Raw genomic sequence first — 15,275 nt, 5'->3', positions numbered from 1 at the left:
ATGAGCATGACGCGACGCGACGCGCTCAAGGCCGTCGCCGCGCTCGGCGCGACCGCGGTCGCCGCGCCGGCGGCGGCGCGCGAACGCCGGGAGGCGCCGGCCGACGCGGTGGGCATGCTCTACGACGCAAGCCGCTGCATCGGCTGCAAGGCCTGCATGGTGGCCTGTCGTGAGGCCAACCACGTGCCCTATCCCGACGGCGCCGACCTCTACTACGAGCCCCGCGACCTGAGCGCCAACTGCAAGAACATCATCAAGCTGAACAAGGGCGAGACGGCCTGGTCCTACATCAAGCGCCAGTGCATGCACTGCGTGGACCCCGGCTGCGTGAGCGCCTGCATGATGGGGTCCTTCCAGAAGCGCGAGTACGGCATCGTGACCTGGGATCCGACGCGCTGCGTGGGCTGCCGCTACTGCCAGGTGGCCTGCCAGTTCAACGTCCCCAAGTTCCAGTGGGACACGCCGAAGCCCAGGATCGTCAAGTGCGAGATGTGCAACCACCTGCTCGCCGAGGGCGGCATCCCGGCCTGCTGCGACGTCTGTCCGCGCGAGGCCGTGATCTTCGGCGACTACCGGGAGCTGCTCGCGGACGCCCGCGCGCGCCTCGCGGCCGAGCCCGAGCGCTACCATCCGAAGATCTACGGCGAGCACGACGCGGGCGGCACCCAGGTGCTCTACCTCGCAAAGGCGGGCTTCGCCTTCGAGGACCTCGGCCTGCCCGACCTCGGTGACGAACCGACGCCCGCGCTGTCGGAGACCATCCAGCACAGCATCTACAAGGGCTTCATCGCCCCGGCGGCGCTCTACGCCGCGCTGGGCGTGGCCGTCTGGCGCAGCAAGCGCGCCGCGCGCGTCAGCCAGGAGGTGAAGTCATGAGCGGACACGCCGAACCCGTGGGCGGCCGGCTGCTGACCGGTCCCATGAAGTTCCTGCTGCTGGTGGTCGCCGTGGGCGTCGCGATGATGGTCTGGCGCTTCGCCAGCGGCATCGGCGCGGTCTCCGGCCTCAGCGACGGCTATCCCTGGGGGATCTGGATCGCCTTCGACGTCGTCACCGGCACCGCCCTCGCCTGCGGCGGCTACGCCGTGGCCATCCTGGTCTACATCCTCAACAGGGCGCGCTTCCACCCGCTGATGCGCTCGGCGATCCTCACCAGCGCGCTGGGCTATTCGCTGGCGAGCGTGGGCATCGTCGTCGACGTGGGGCGCTACTGGAACCTCTACAAGCTGCCCATCAGCTGGGGGAAGTGGAACCTCAACTCGATCCTGCTCGAGGTCGCGCTCTGCGTGATGGCCTACATCGTCGTGCTCTGGATCGAGATGGCGCCGGTCTTCCTCGAGCGCTGGCAGCAGAGCGGCAGGCCCGGCCTCGCCCGCTTCGCCGCGCGGGTGTCGCCGGCGCTGGACAAGGCGCTGATCTGGATCATCGCGCTCGGCCTGCTGCTGCCGACGATGCACCAGTCCTCGCTCGGCGGCGTCATGCTGCTCGGCAGCCACAAGATGCACCCGCTCTGGCAGACCCCGCTGCTGCCCCTGCTCTTCCTGATCTCCTGCATCGCGATGGGCTTCGGCGTCGTGGTGATGGAGTCCAGCCTCTCGGCGCGCGTCTTCCGCCGCCCGCGCGAGACCGCGATGCTGTCGAACCTGGCGCGCATCGCCTCCTGGCTGCTCTTCCTCTACGTCGCGCTGCGGATCGGGGACATCGCCCTGCGCGGTCGCCTCGGCGCGCTCGCCGCCATGGACGGCGCCTCGATCCTCTTCCTCGTGGAGATGCTGCTCTTCCTGCTGCCGGCCTTCCTGCTGCAGTCGCGCTCCCGGCGGGAGGCGCCGGGCTGCCTGTTCCGCGGGGCGTTCATGATCGTCCTGGCCGGCTCGCTCTATCGCTTCTCGACCTATCTGATCACCTACCATCCGGGGCCGTCCTGGAGCTACTTCCCGACGGTGCCCGAGCTGCTGATCACGACGGGACTCGTGGCCCTCGAGATCGTCCTCTACATCGTCATCGTGAAACGCTACCCGATCCTCGCCGCCGGGTCCGGCCCGCAGCTACAGGGAGGAACAAGATGAGTCAGCGCATCACCATCGATCCCATCACCCGTATCGAGGGGCACCTGCGCATCGACGTGGAGGTGGAGCGCGGCGAGGTGGCGAACTCCTGGTCCTCGGGCCAGATGTGGCGGGGCATCGAGAACATCCTGCAGGGGCGCGATCCGCGCGACGCCTGGGTCTTCACGCAGCGCTTCTGCGGCGTGTGCACCACGGTCCACGCCATCACCTCGGTGCGCACCGTGGAGAACGCGCTGGACCTGCCCGTGCCGATGAACGCGCAGTACATCCGCAACCTGATCCTGCTCGCCCACGGGCTGCACGACCACATCGTGCACTTCTTCCATCTCTCGGCGCTGGACTGGGTGGACGTGGTCTCGGCCCTCAAGGCCGACCCCGCCGCCACGGCCAAGCTGGCCGAGAGCATCTCGCCCTGGCCGCGGAACAGCCGGCGCGAACTGGAGGCCGTGAAGGCGCGGCTGGAGAAGCTGGTGGCCAGCGGACAGCTGGGCATCTTCGCGAACGGCTACTGGGGCCATCCCGCCATGAAGCTCTCGCCCGAGGTGAACCTGCTGGCGGTGAACCACTACCTCCAGGCGCTGGAGTACCAGCGCAAGGCGAACCAGATCGTCGCGATCCTGGGCAGCAAGACGCCGAACATCCAGAACCTGCAGGTGGGCGGCGTGGCGAACGCGATCAATCTGGACAACCAGGCCACCTTGAACATGGAGAAGCTCTTCCACATCAAGGAGCTGATCGACGAGGTCACGGCCTTCGTCCAGCAGGTCTACTTCATCGACGTGGCCACCATCGGCGCGATGTACCCCGAGTGGCTGGGCTACGGCGCCGGCGTGACCAACTACCTCGCGGTGCCCGACCTGCCGCTGGACACCGTGGGCGCGAGCTTCGACCTGCCCGGCGGCACGATCTTCGGGGGCGACCTCGGCACGGTGCAGACCATCGACAGCTTCAAGGACGCCCGCTTCCGCGACGCGGTCTCCGAGAGCATCGCGCACTCCTGGTACGACGGCGACTGGGCGCGCCACCCTTACGACGAGGTGACCGAGCCGAGCTACACGGACTTCCAGGACGACGGCAAGTACAGCTGGGTCAAGGCGCCGCGCTTCGACGGCAAGCCCATGCAGGTGGGCCCGCTCGCCCAGGTGCTGGTGGGCTTCGCCTCCGGACACGAGCCCACGCAGCGCTGGGCGAAGGCGGCGCTGGATCACGCGGGCAAGGTGGCCGGCACGACGCTGAGCCCGGCGGTGCTGCACTCCACGCTGGGCCGGCATCTGGCCCGGGCCATCCGCGCCTGCGTCTTCACCGAAATGGCGGCCAAGCACTGGGGCCTGCTGGTGGAGAACATCGGCAGAGGCGACACGCAGATCTTCAACCCGCCGGTCTTCCCGAAGCACGAGATCCGCGGCTTCGGTTTCCACGAGGCGCCGCGCGGCGCGCTCTCCCACTGGGCGGTGATCACCGACGGGAAGATCGACAACTACCAGGCGGTGGTGCCGTCCACCTGGAACGCCGGTCCGCGGGACGCCGCGAACCAGAAGGGCCCCTACGAGGCCTCGCTGATGGGCAACCCGGTGGTCGATCCGAAGCTGCCGCTCGAGGTGCTGCGCACCATCCACAGCTTCGACCCCTGCCTCGCCTGCGCGATCCACACGCTGGATCCCGAGGGCAAGGAGCTGGCGCGTGTCACGACGGTCTGCTGAGAGAGGAAGCGTGCAGGGACGGCCGGAGCCCATCGCTCCGGCCGTCGCCGTGCTCGGCATCGGCAGCGTGCTCATGAGCGACGACTCCGTCGGCCCGCACGTCGTCAAGCTGCTCGACGCCCGCTACACCTTTCCCGACTCCGTGAGCGTGCTGGAGCTCGGCACGCCGGGGATGGACCTGGCGCCCTATCTCGCCGACATCGAGGCGCTGATCATCGTCGACTCCGTGCGCGCCGACGGACCGCCCGGCAGCGTGCACTGCTACCGCAGGGAGCAGCTGCTGTCCCATCCGCCCACCCTGCGCACGACGCCGCACGACCCCGCCATCAAGGAGGCGCTGCTCACGGCCGAGTTCGCGGGCGGCGGTCCGGCGGAGGTCCTGCTGGTGGGCGTGGTGCCGGCGAGCATCGCCCAGGGCACGGAGCTCAGCCCCGCCGTCGCGGCCGCCCTGCCCGCGGTGGAGGCGGCGGTCCTCGCCGAGCTGGAGCGCCTGGGCTGTCCCGGCGCGGCGCGCCCGGTGCCCGCGGAACCCGAGCTCTGGTGGCGGCGGGGGGCGCCCGACTAGGCCGGCGCCGGCGGATCCAGCGGCAGGTAGACCACGACCGTCGTCCCCTCGCCCTCCTCGCTGGCCAGGCGCAGGCTGCCCCCGAGCCGTTCGGCGGTCTGGCGGGCCAGGGCCAGTCCGAGCCCCGTCCCCTCCTCGTGAAGCGCGCGGGCGTTGGAGGCGCGGAAGAACTCGTCGAAGAGGTGGGCCTGCTCGGCGCTGGGGATGCCAATGCCCGTGTCGCTGATCTCGACGCGCAGCCAGCGCTCTTCGCGCAGCATCACCAGCCGCACCTTGCCGCCGGCGGGTGTGTACTTGATCGCGTTGGAGACGAGATTCTCGAGCAGCTGGCTCGCGATGTCGCCGCGGCTGGGCAGCGGCGGCAGGCCCGGCGCGACGGCCACGCGCAGCTCCACGCCCTTGGCCTGGGCCCGGGCGAGGAAGATCTCCTCGAGCTGTTCGCCCAGTTCCGCGGGCTTGACCGTCACCGCCGGCAGCTCCCGGGTGAGGTCGCGGCTGCGCGCTAGCGCGAGCAGATCGCCCACCGTCTGGTTCAGCGCGCCGAGCCGCCGCTCCACGCGCCCGAGCACCTCGCGCTGGCGCTCGGCCACCTCGCCAAGACTGCCGTCCCGCACGAGCGCGAGCAGGCTGAGCGACGCCCCCAGCGGCGCGCGCATGTTGTGGGCCACGCGCAGCATGAAGCGCGCACGCTCGCCCATCAGCGACTCCACCGCCTCCCAGGCCCGGCCGTTCTCGATCGCCACGGCCACCAGCTCGGCGGCGATGCGCAGGAAGCTCGTGTCCTCGTTCTTGAAGCGATCTGCCTTGACGCAGTAGGCGCCGAGAATCCCGATGACGCGATCCTCGAGCTTCAGCGGCGCGAAGGCCACCGAGCGGATGTTGAGATCGAGCAGCTCGGCCTGCAGCTGGAAGCGATCGTCCTGACCGATGTGCCCGTGCACCCACACCTCGCCCTCGATCACGCGCCGGTTGAGCGGACTGCGGGCCAGCTGCACCACCTTGCGCTCGAGGAAGTCCGCGGGCAGCCCGTGCCCGGCCACGAAGCGCAGTTCGCGGCGATCCTCGCTGAGCAGCTTCACGGCGACGATCTTCACCCCCATCTCCGCCGCCAGCTCGCTGCAGACGCGGTCGAGGATCGGCTGCAGCCGCTGCTCGCGTCCGATCACCCGCAGCATGGTGTGCAGGCGGTCGAGGCGGTCGTTGAGGTCCGCCACCGCGCCGCTCGCCCGCGTCAGCTCGCGGACGCGGGTGCGCAGGCGGGTCATGATGCGCGTGGCGAGCACGGCGGTGATCGCCACCGTCCCGCTGAAGAAGAGCAGCTGCGCGACGAAGTGCGCCGGGTGGTCGTGGAAGTCCAGCCGCGAGTCGAGATAGCCGATGGCCGGACAGGACAGGACCCTGGCCGACTGCAGCGCCAGGAGAACCCAGCTGCCCGCGATGGCGATGCCCGCGAAGAGCTGGGCCGTACCCGCGCGGAACTGGATGGCCGCGAAGATCACGTGGAAGAGGAAGAAGAAGAGCAGAGGACTCGCCACGCCTCCCGTCAGGCCGATGAGCAGGAACATCGCCGCGTAGTCCAGCCCCACCTCCAGCAACACCCAGCGGCGGTCGCGCAGGGGCTCGCGTTCGAGATTCGCGGCGAGCCGGTGGGTGAACAGGGCGAGCAGGGCGTTGTAGGCGAGGATGCCCGCGGCGACGAGCAGGATCGGCAGGACGCGGAAGCGATAGCCGATCAGGTGGCCGACCCCCACGCCGACGGCGATCAGCGGCGGCACCCACCAGCGCAGTCGGATCTGCCAGAAGGATCGACGGCCCCAGACCCGCGGCAGCATGCGCGCGCTGCCCGTGAGCTCGTCGAGGAGCCCGCGGAGCTGCTGCCTGGACCCGCGCTCTTCCATCGCATCCCCCCGCCTGCCGCAGGCGGCGGCGCCCCGCCGCCGGACGGCCCCTAGGCCCTCGCGCGCTCGGCCACGCGCGCGCGCAGCCAGTCGAGCCAGGCGTCCATTCCCTCGCCGCTGCGCGCCGACAGCTTGAAGAGCGGCGCGCGCGTGTTGATCTGCGCCAGGTCCGACTCCACCAGGCCCGCGTCGAAGTCCAGCACGCCGGCCAGATCCATCTTGTTCAGCACGATCGCGTCGGCCGGCTGGAACAGCGTCGGATACTTCGCCACCTTGTCCGGCCCCTCGGGCGCGCTGAGCATGGCGATCCGCAGGTGTTCGCCCAGGTCGAAGCCCGCCGGACAGACCATGTTGCCGACGTTCTCGATGAAGAGCAGATCCAGCTCGCCCAGCGGCAGCCCGGCGAGCGCCTCCGTCACCTGCTGCGCGGCGAGGTGACAGCCCCCCTCCGTGTTGATCTGGGTGACGGCGACGGCCACGCCCTGCAGCCGCTCGGCGTCGCGCGTGGTCTGCAGATCCCCCACCACGACCGCGCTGCGCAGCGGGGCCAGCGCCGGCAGCGCGGCCTGGAGCAGCGCCGTCTTGCCGCTGCCCGGCGCGCTCGTGATGTTGAGGGCCAGCACGCCGGCCGCGTCCAGCAGGCGCCGGTTCTCCCGGGCGATCGCGTCGTTGGCCTTCAGCACGTTGCTCACCACGTTGATCTTCATCGCGCGTCCTCTTCCGTTCGCGTTTCTCCGGTCACCGACCGGAGGACGATCTCGTCGCCCACGATCATGTCCACGTCGGCCTCGCCGCAGCCGGCGCAGCGGTAGCTGTTCGGCGCCGGCCTGAACTCGCGGCCGCAGCGCCGGCAGCGGGCGAGGGGCGTCAGGATCTCGAGCTCGAGCGTGGCCTCCGCGGCCGGACCGCCCCGCGCGGCCTCGCGAAAGGCGAGCTGCATGGCCTCGGGCACGAGCCCCCGCAGCTCGCCCGCCTGGACGTGCACGCTGTCGATGCGCGCCAGGGCGTTGGCCTGCGCCAGCGCGTCGAGCTGCTCCAGCAGCGCCCAGGCGATGGTCATCTCGTGCACGGCCCTCCTAGCAGATGCGCGGCAGGTCCTCGCCGTAGGGACGGCTCACGAGCCGCCGTCCGCCGCCGCGCGTGATCAGCTCGGGCAAGGGCATCGCCTCCTCGCCGAAGACCCCGATCGCCGCCGCGCGCCCACCCAGGGGATGCGCGCGCAGCGCGGCCAGCGCCCGTTCGGCCGCGGACTCCGCCACCACGGCCAGCAGCTTCCCCTCGTTGGCCACGGCCAGTGGGTCCAGGCCCAGCAGCTCGGCCGTCTGCAGCGCCGTGGGCGTGATCGGGATCGCCCGCTCCTCCAGCGTGAGGCCGAGCTTCGTGGCGTCCACCAGGTCGCAGACCACGCCCGCCACGCCGCCGCGGGTCGGGTCGCGCAGGAACTTCAGGTCCTCGCCGCAGGCGTCCAGGAGCGCCGCCACCAGGGTGTGCAGGGCGGCCGCGTCGCTCTTCAGCGTGGTCGCGAACTCCAGGTGCCGCCGCACGGACAGGACCGCCAGCCCATGTTCGGCGATACCGCCGTTGATCAGCAGGCGGTCGCCGGGCGCGATGCGCGCCGCGTCGAGCCGGGCGTCGGGGCGCAGCTCGCCGACGCCGGTGGTGTTGATCATCAGGCCGTCGCCGCCGCGGTGCTCCACCACCTTGGTGTCGCCCGTGGCCACGCGCACGCCGGCGGCCGCGGCGGTGGCCGCGATGGAGTCGAGCACGCGGTCGAGCGTGGCCAGCGGCAGGCCCTCCTCGAGGATCAGGCCGAGGCTCAACGCCACGGGGCGCGCGCCCATCATCGCCACGTCGTTCACCGTTCCGCAGACGGCCAGATGGCCGATGTCCCCGCCGGGGAACTCCAGGGGCTGCACCACGAAGGAGTCGGTGCTGATGCAGGTGGCGCCCGCCCAGCGCGGAAGAATCGCGCCGTCGGTGAGCGGGCCGAGCAGGTCGTTGTTCAGGCGGGGCAGGACGTGCTCGGCGAGCAGGCGCTGGGTCAGCTCGCCGCCGCCGCCGTGGGCCATGACGATGCGGTCGCGCTCGCGCATGCTAGCGCTCGCCGGCGGCCTGCGCCGGACGCCGGTACTTGTACCAGGCGGCGCAGGTGCCCTCGCTGCTGACCATGCACGGGCCGATGGGCGACAGGGGCGTGCAACCCGTCCCGAAGAGCGCGCAGTCGGCGGGACTCACCTTGCCCTGGATCACCTCGCCGCAGAGACAGCCGGGGGGGTGCTGATCGGGGCCGTAGGCCACCCCGAAGCGTTCGCGCGCGTCGAAGCGGCGGTAGGCCGGGCGCAGCTCGAGTCCGCTGGCGGGCAGCGTGCCCATAGCGCGCCACACCGTGTCCCCCGGCTCGAAGACCCGCTCCACCAGGTCCCAGGCCGCCGTGTTGCCCGCCGCGCTCACCGCCGCGCCGTAGACGTTCTCCACCCGCGCCTCGTCCGCGGCCACCTGCCGCACGATGCGCAGCACCGCCTCCAGCATGCCTTCGAGCTCGAAGCCGGCGACGACGCAGGGCTTGCCGTAGTTCGCGGCGATGGGCGCGTAGGCGTCCGCGCCGATCACCACGCTCACGTGGCCGGGACAGAGGAAGCCGTCCACGGGCACCTCGCCCCCGGCGAGCAGCGCGTCCATGGCGGGGATCACGAGCTTGTGCGCGGGCAGGATACTGTAGTTGTCCACGCCCTGCTGCGCGGCCGCGAGGACGGTGGTGGCGGTGGCCGGCGTGGTCGTCTCGAAGCCCACCGCGAGGAAGACCACCTGCCGCTCGGGATGCGCCTGGGCGAGCTTCAGCGCGTCGCGGGCCGAGTAGACCACGGCGACCTTCGCGCCCTCGCCGCGCATGCCCTCGAGGCTGCCCTTCGCGCCGGGCACGCGCACCATGTCGCCATAGGTGGCGACGATCACGTCGTCGCGGGCCGCCAGCTCGCAGGCCGCGTCCAGGTAGCCCTGACTGGTGACGCAGACCGGACAGCCCGGACCGCTGAGCAGCTTCAGGTTCTCGGGCAGGAAAGAGCGCGCGCCGCTGCGGAAGAGGCTGACCGTGTGCGTGCCGCAGACTTCCATTATGCTCACGGTGTCGCGCTGGCTTCTCCCCACGAGGTCGCGGATCTCAGCGCCCAGCGCGGCGGCGTCGCGGACGGGTCTCATGCGCCGGCCTCGCCGCCGGGCAGTTCGAAGTCCTCGCCCAGGGCGATGCGCAGCGTCTCCCAGGTCTCGCGCGCCTCCGCTTCGTCCAGCTGGGTGATGGCATAGCCCGCGTGCACGAGCACCCAGTCCCCGGCGCCGGCCTCCGGCGTCATGGCGAGTGACGCCTCCATGCGGCTGCCCTGGAAGTCGACCGTGGCGAGGCGGCCAAGGGCGTCGTCGGCCTCGCCCGTCACGCTCAGGATCTGCCCTGGAACTGCGAGGCACATGGTCAACCCTCCAGATGGCTTGCCGCCGCGATCAGCGCCTGGCCCAGGGCCAGGCCGCCGTCGCCGGCCGGAACACGGTGATGAATATAGACCTCCAGGCCCGCGGCCATCAACTGCTGCGCGAGGGCTTCCGTGAGGAGGCGGTTGGCGAAGCAGCCGCCGGAGAGCATCACGCGGCGGGGCGCGCCCCCCTCCGCCGCGGCGGCGGCCAGGGCGGCGAGGCCGGCGGCCAGCCCGGCGTGAAAGCCGGCCGCCAGTTCGCCGGCGGAGCGCCCGGCGGCGAGGCCTTCCACGAGCGCGCGGGTGAGCGGGCGGTGGTCGAGGGCGAGGGCGTCGTCTTCGCGCAGCAGAGGGAGGGGCAGGGGTGCGGCGGCGCCGTGGGCCGCGGCCGCGGCCTCGAGGGCCATGGGCGCCTGGGCGTCGGCGCGATTCAGGTCGCAGAGGCCCAGCAGGAAGGCCGCGGCGTCGAAGAGGCGGCCCAGGCTGCTGGTGCGTGGGGCCGGGGTGTTCGGCGCAGCGAGGAAGCGCGCGGCCAGCGCCAGCTTCACGGGTTCGACCCGCGACGCGGCGGCGGGACAGGCGCGGCGCCAGTCGGCGCCGTAGGCCTCGGCGAGGAGGCCGGCGGCGGGACGCCAGGTCTCGCGCGCCGCGGCGTCCCCGCCCAGCAGGGGGAAGTAGCGCAGCTGGCCCAGGCGCGCGAAGCCGCGGGCGTCGCCGCGGAGGAGCTCGCAGCCCCAGATGGCGCCGTCGCTGCCGTAGCCCGTCCCGTCGCAGATGAGCCCCAGCGCCTCGCCCTCCAGACCGTTGTCGGCCAGGCAGCTCACCAGGTGGGCGTGATGGTGCTGCACCTCCACGCGCGGCAGGGGCAGCGCACGCGCGTGCCGGCTGGCGGCGTAGTCCGGATGCAGGTCGCAGGCCACCACGGCCGGCTCGACGTCGAAGAGCGCCTGCAGGCGTTCGATGGTGCCGAGGAAGTTGCGGAAGGCGGCGGGGTTGTCCAGGTCGCCCAGGTGCTCGCTGAGGAGCGCGCGGTCGTCGACGGCGAGGCAGACGGCGCTCTTCATTTCGCCGCCCAGGGCCAGCGCGGGTCGCGTCACCGCGCGGGACAGCACGACGGGCTCCGGCGCGTAGCCGCGTGCGCGGCGCAGGGGCGTGTTGCGCACGACGGGGCCGGTGGGACCGGGGAGGGTGAGCGCGAGGGCGACGGAGTCGTCGACGCGGCGTTCGATGTCGCGGTCGTGGAGCAGGAAGGCGTCGGCGATGCCGCTCAGCCGCTCCAGGGCCTCGTCGTTGTCGCAGCACAGGGGCTCGGCGCTGGGATTGCCCGAGGTCATGACCAGGGGCGGCAGCGCGGTTCCGTCCACCGGCGCGAACAGCAGCGTGTGCAGCGGCGTGTAGGGCAGCATGACGCCCAGCGTGTGCGTGCCGGGCGCCACCGACGGCGCCACCTGCGCGCCCGCGAGGGCCGGCGCGAGCACGATGGGACGCGCCGCGCCGATCAGCAGCGCCTCGCTGGCGTCGTCGAGGTGGACGAGCGCGCGCGCGGCGGCGAGGTCGGCCACCATGAGCGCCAGCGGCTTGGCCTCGCGCCCCTTGCGCGCGCGAAGCGCGGTGACGGCGCGCTCACTGTCGGCGCGGCAGGCGAGGTGGAAGCCGCCCAATCCCTTGATGGCGACGATCTCCCCCGCCAGCAGGCGTCGCGCGCACTCGGCGATGGCGTCGCCGGCCAGCGGCGTGCCGGCGGGGTCCGTCAGCCAGACGCGTGGGCCGCAGTCGGGACAGGCGTTGGGCTGGGCGTGGAAGCGGCGGTTGGCGGGGTCGTCGTACTCGGCCTGGCAGGCCGGGCACATGACGAAGCCGCGCATCGTGGTGAGCGGGCGGTCGTAGGGCACGCCGCGCACGATGCTGTAGCGCGGCCCGCAGTTCGTGCAGTTGATGAAGGGGTAGCGATGGCGGCGGTCGGCCGGATCGAGGAGTTCGCGCAGGCAGTCGGGGCAGGTGGCGCTGTCGGGCGCGATCTCGGCGCGATGGGCGCCCTCGTCCCGGCTGGGGAGGATGCGAAAGCCGCGCTCCCCCAGCGGCGGCAGGGCCTGCTCGGTCACCTCGGCGATGGCGGCCAGGGGCGGCGCCTCGGTCCGGCTGCGCGCGAGGAAGCGCGCGATGTCCTCCGCGCTGCCCTCCAGCTCGGCGAAGGCGCCGCGCGCGTCGTTGCCCACGTGGCCCGCCAGTCCGCAGTCGCAGGCCAGGCGGTAGATCCAGGGCCGAAAGCCCACGCCCTGCACGCGGCCGCGGAAGTCGAGGCGGCAGCGGCGGCTGCCGGGGGGCGGTGACTGAAGCGAATGGGGAACTCCGGGCACGGCGCTGGGCCTCCGAGGTCGACGCCGGGACTCTAGCAGACCTGGCCGGCCGGGTCGTCCACTTCGGACGGGCCGGGCAGGCGCAGATGCCCCTTGCCAGGGGCAGAGATCTGTGAAATCATTGCCGATGTCGAAAGAGCGGCGGCGGCCGGCCGGCTTCCGCCGACTTCATACGGCTAAATAAAGACATAACGACCCGAAAGAGCCACAACTTTTCGGGTCGGCAGCGAGGGAGGGACGCCATCGGCGACAACGAGTCCCATCTCGATGTGCGCATCCAGGAGCTGCTGCTGGCGCAGCGCGGACTGGAAGCGCGCCTCTCTCGTCTGGAAGCGCTGCTTGGCGCCGCGGGTCCCGCGCGCCAACCCAGGACACCGGTCAAGGCCGTCACGCCAAACGCCACGGCCGGTCCTTCGGGGCTCGACGTCGGGCTCGCCGATCTGGGGCAGGCGCTGCTGCTCATGGCGGGCGCCTTCATGCTGCGGGCCTTCACCGACTCCGGGTTGCTGCCCCTGCTCGGGGGCGTCGCGCTGGGCCTGGTCTACGCCGTCCTCTGGATCGGACTCGCCGGACGCGCGGCCGGTCGGGGCAAGCCGGTCAGGGCGCTGACCTACGGCATCACGGCCGCCCTCATCGCCTACCCCATCCTCTGGGAGGCGCCGACGCGATTCGGCGTGATGCCCCCCGGGCTGGCCGCGCTGCTCGCCGCCGTGCTCGTCGCGCTTGCGCTGCTGGCCGGCTGGCGACAGCGCATCCGCAGCCTCGCCTGGGTGCACGTCAGCGGCGCGATGGCCGTCGCGGTGGCGCTGCACTTCGCCACCGGGGTGTCGGAACCCTTCATCGGACTGCTGCTGCTGCTCGGCCTGGGCACGGTCTGGCTCGGCTACCACTTCAAGTGGCATGGACTGCGCTGGTGGACGGCCCTGGTGACGGACTTCATGGTGCTGGTGCTCGTCTCCATCGCCTCGAGCGGGAACGGGGTGCCCGCGCACTACGCCGGGCTGTCGGTGGGGCTGGCGCAGGGTCTGGCCGGCGCGCTGCTCGTGGTCTACCTGGGCAGCTTCGCGCTGAGGACGCTCTGGCGACAGCGGGACGTGACGCTCTTCGAGGTCGTGCAGACGGCCGCGGCGCTGGCCATCGGCTTCGGGGGCGCGGTGCGCATCGCGCATGCGCACGGGCACGGCGGCCAGTGGCTGGGACCGGCGGCGCTGGTCGCGGCCGGGGCATGCTACCTCGTCGCGTTCGCCTTCGTGGACCGGCGCGTCGGCCGCGGGCGCAACTTCATCTTCTACACGTCGCTGGCGCTCGTGCTCGCGATGACCGGGAGCACCCTCGTCTCCGGCGGCGCGGCGCTGTCGCTGATCTGGGGGCTCCTGGGGCTGGCGTCGGCCGTGCTCGGCGTGGCCTACGACCGCATCACCCTGCGCGTGCACAGCGCGCTCTATCTCGCCGTCGCCGCCTGGCGCAGCGGTCTGCTCGGCTTCGCCTTCGCCGCCTTTCTGGCGCCCGCGCCGCGGCTCCTGGACGGTCCCGGCGCGGCCGGCTACATCGTGCTGCTGCTTGCGCTGCTGGGCTACCTGGTGCTGGCGGTCGTCCGGCGCCACCTGCCCGGCAGCGAACAGGCGGCGCTGCCCCGCCTGGCGCTGCTGGTGACCACGGTGCTGGGGTTGGCGGGCCTGCTGGTGGCGCTGGCGCTGCGCCTCGCCTCGAGCTGGGACGTGCAGGATCTCACCGCGGCCGCGGTGGTCGCGCGCGTGGCCGTCCCCTCGGGCGCCGCGGTGCTGCTGGCCACGGGGGGACGGCGACGGCCGCTGCGGGAGTGGACCTGGCTGGTCTATCCGGTGCTGGCGCTGGGCGGAGCGATGCTCCTGGTGGGTCTCCGGCAGGGACACGCCGGCGCGCTGTTCCTCGGTTGCGCCTTCTTCGGCGGCGCGCTGATCGCATCGCCGTGGCTGCTGCGTGCTCGCGGACCCCGTCCCACGCCGGCCGGAGGAAGCGACTGATGGCGATCAGTCCCTGGAGTAGAAGCGAAGCGCGCCGGTGTAGACGGGCATCGCGAACTTCACGAGCAGCGTGTAGATCAGCCCGCCCACGGCCCACACGCCGATCGCCACGCTCTTCTCGGTGAGCGTGGGCAGGTAGTCATAGATCTCGCCGAGGGTGCTGGGCACGAAGCCCGGGATCACGAGGCCCATCCCCTTCTCGATGTAGACGCCGATGATCACCAGCACGCAGGCCGTGTTGAGCACGAAGAAGTTCCGGCGCGCCCGCGGATTGAGGAAGATGAAGAAGGCCGTGAGGTTGAAGACGAAGGCCGTCCACATCCAGGGGACGAGCTGCGTGTGCCCGTCGAGGCCGAAGTAGAGGTACTTCATCGGGGCCAGGTGCACGCTGCCCGAGTAGAACTCCTTGAAGAACTCCGCCGCGAACAGGAAGAGATTCACGCCCATGGCGTAGGCGATCAGCTCGGAGATCTTGAAGAGCGCCTTGTTGTCGATCTCGATCTTCGACACCTTCCGCACGATCTGGAAGATGAGGATCATCACCGCCGGCCCCGAGCAGAACGCCGAGGCGAGAAAGCGCGGCGCCAGGATGGACGCGTTCCAGAAGGGCCGCGAGGAGAGGCCGTTGTAGAGGAAGGCCGTCACGGTGTGGATGCTCACGGCCCAGGGAATCGACAGCAGGATCAGCGGCTTGATGAGCTGCAGGCTGTACTCGCGGCTGTGGGCCATGCGGTAGAGGGCGTAGAAGGAGATGAAGAGGTTGATGGCGAGATAGCCCGAGAGCGCGAGGATGTCCCAGGACAGCAGCGACGACGGGAAGTTCATGCTCCCGACGATGGGCATCAGGTGCAGATAGCGGCCCGGGTGTCCCATGTCCACCATCACGAAGAGCATGCACATCACCATGGCCGCCACGGCGAGCAGCTCGCCGAAGAGCACGATCTCCTTGATGGGCTTGAAATTGTAGATGTAGGCCGGCACCACCAGCAGCACGGCCGCCGCCGCGACGCCCACGAGGAACGTGAAGTTGGAGATGTAGAAGCCCCAGGAGACGGGATCGCGCATCCCCGTGACGATGAGCCCCGTGTTCGTCTGCCGCAGGTAGGCCGCCAGCCCGTTGACGATGAGCACGCCCAGCAGCCCCAGCCAGACGTAGTACCAGCGGTTCCCACGCAACAGCGTCTTCAGCGTGACGAGGAAGTTGTGCATCCGCGGCTCCCCGAGG

At 71.5% G+C, this 15,275-nt stretch carries 13 protein-coding genes; 5 read left to right on the top strand and 8 right to left on the bottom strand.

Features of this window, described 5'->3' with window-relative positions; all coding sequences use genetic code 11:
• Genes hybA through H6693_13780 form a run of 4 tightly spaced genes read left to right on the top strand, consistent with a single transcriptional unit; the run spans position 1 to position 4,331 of the window.
• Entirely contained in the window at positions 1–876 is an 876-nt protein-coding gene (hybA, locus tag H6693_13795; protein MCB9517258.1) for a hydrogenase 2 operon protein HybA, read from the top strand.
• A complete protein-coding gene (gene hybB, locus H6693_13790) occupies positions 873–2,066 on the top strand; it encodes a Ni/Fe-hydrogenase cytochrome b subunit (protein ID MCB9517257.1) in 1,194 nt (397 codons plus the stop codon). Before hybA ends, hybB begins: the two co-directional genes overlap by 4 nt.
• On the top strand, positions 2,063–3,766 hold the full coding sequence (locus H6693_13785) for a nickel-dependent hydrogenase large subunit (protein ID MCB9517256.1): 1,704 nt from the start codon (positions 2,063–2,065) through the stop codon (positions 3,764–3,766). The genes hybB and H6693_13785 overlap by 4 nt, the downstream gene beginning before the upstream one ends.
• Before the next feature lie 10 nt (positions 3,767–3,776).
• Positions 3,777–4,331 carry a hydrogenase maturation protease gene (locus tag H6693_13780; GenBank protein ID MCB9517255.1) on the top strand — a complete coding sequence of 185 codons (555 nt, stop codon included), beginning with the start codon at positions 3,777–3,779 and terminating at the stop codon, positions 4,329–4,331.
• Here the strand turns inward: H6693_13780 and H6693_13775 are convergent.
• The 7 genes from H6693_13775 to hypF are packed head-to-tail and all read right to left on the bottom strand — an operon-like array spanning position 4,328 to position 12,047.
• Entirely contained in the window at positions 4,328–6,229 is a 1,902-nt protein-coding gene (locus H6693_13775) for a GAF domain-containing protein (protein MCB9517254.1), read from the bottom strand. The genes H6693_13780 and H6693_13775 overlap by 4 nt on opposite strands.
• A gap of 50 nt (positions 6,230–6,279) precedes the next feature.
• Positions 6,280–6,936: a hydrogenase nickel incorporation protein HypB gene (gene hypB / locus H6693_13770; protein MCB9517253.1), complete on the bottom strand. Its 657-nt coding sequence runs from the start codon at positions 6,934–6,936 to the stop codon at positions 6,280–6,282.
• Positions 6,933–7,298, bottom strand: a complete 366-nt coding sequence (locus H6693_13765) for a hydrogenase maturation nickel metallochaperone HypA (GenBank protein MCB9517252.1) — start codon at positions 7,296–7,298, stop codon at positions 6,933–6,935. Before H6693_13765 ends, hypB begins: the two co-directional genes overlap by 4 nt.
• A 7-nt stretch (positions 7,299–7,305) precedes the next feature.
• Positions 7,306–8,322: a hydrogenase expression/formation protein HypE gene (hypE, locus tag H6693_13760; GenBank protein MCB9517251.1), complete on the bottom strand. Its 1,017-nt coding sequence runs from the start codon at positions 8,320–8,322 to the stop codon at positions 7,306–7,308.
• Position 8,323: 1 nt separating this feature from the next.
• Positions 8,324–9,424, bottom strand: coding sequence for a hydrogenase formation protein HypD (gene hypD, locus H6693_13755; GenBank protein MCB9517250.1), 1,101 nt, complete (start codon positions 9,422–9,424; stop codon positions 8,324–8,326).
• On the bottom strand, positions 9,421–9,690 hold the full coding sequence (locus H6693_13750) for a HypC/HybG/HupF family hydrogenase formation chaperone (protein ID MCB9517249.1): 270 nt from the start codon (positions 9,688–9,690) through the stop codon (positions 9,421–9,423). The genes hypD and H6693_13750 overlap by 4 nt, the downstream gene beginning before the upstream one ends.
• A gap of 2 nt (positions 9,691–9,692) precedes the next feature.
• Positions 9,693–12,047: a carbamoyltransferase HypF gene (hypF, locus tag H6693_13745; GenBank protein MCB9517248.1), complete on the bottom strand. Its 2,355-nt coding sequence runs from the start codon at positions 12,045–12,047 to the stop codon at positions 9,693–9,695.
• A gap of 269 nt (positions 12,048–12,316) precedes the next feature.
• On the opposite strand from hypF, the gene H6693_13740 reads away from it, so the two are divergent.
• A complete protein-coding gene (locus H6693_13740; protein ID MCB9517247.1) occupies positions 12,317–14,050 on the top strand; it encodes a hypothetical protein in 1,734 nt (577 codons plus the stop codon).
• Between the two features lie 6 nt (positions 14,051–14,056).
• Here the strand turns inward: H6693_13740 and nrfD are convergent, their stop codons facing one another.
• Complete coding sequence (gene nrfD, locus H6693_13735; GenBank protein MCB9517246.1) at positions 14,057–15,259, bottom strand: polysulfide reductase NrfD; 1,203 nt, start codon at positions 15,257–15,259, stop codon at positions 14,057–14,059.
• Between the last annotated feature and the right edge of the window lie 16 nt (positions 15,260–15,275).

The organism is Candidatus Latescibacterota bacterium (genome assembly GCA_020633725.1).
GTDB lineage: Bacteria > Krumholzibacteriota > Krumholzibacteriia > JACNKJ01 > JACNKJ01 > VGXI01.
Note: the sequence above shows the minus strand (reverse complement) of the source record. Positions and strands in the feature narration are given on the sequence as shown.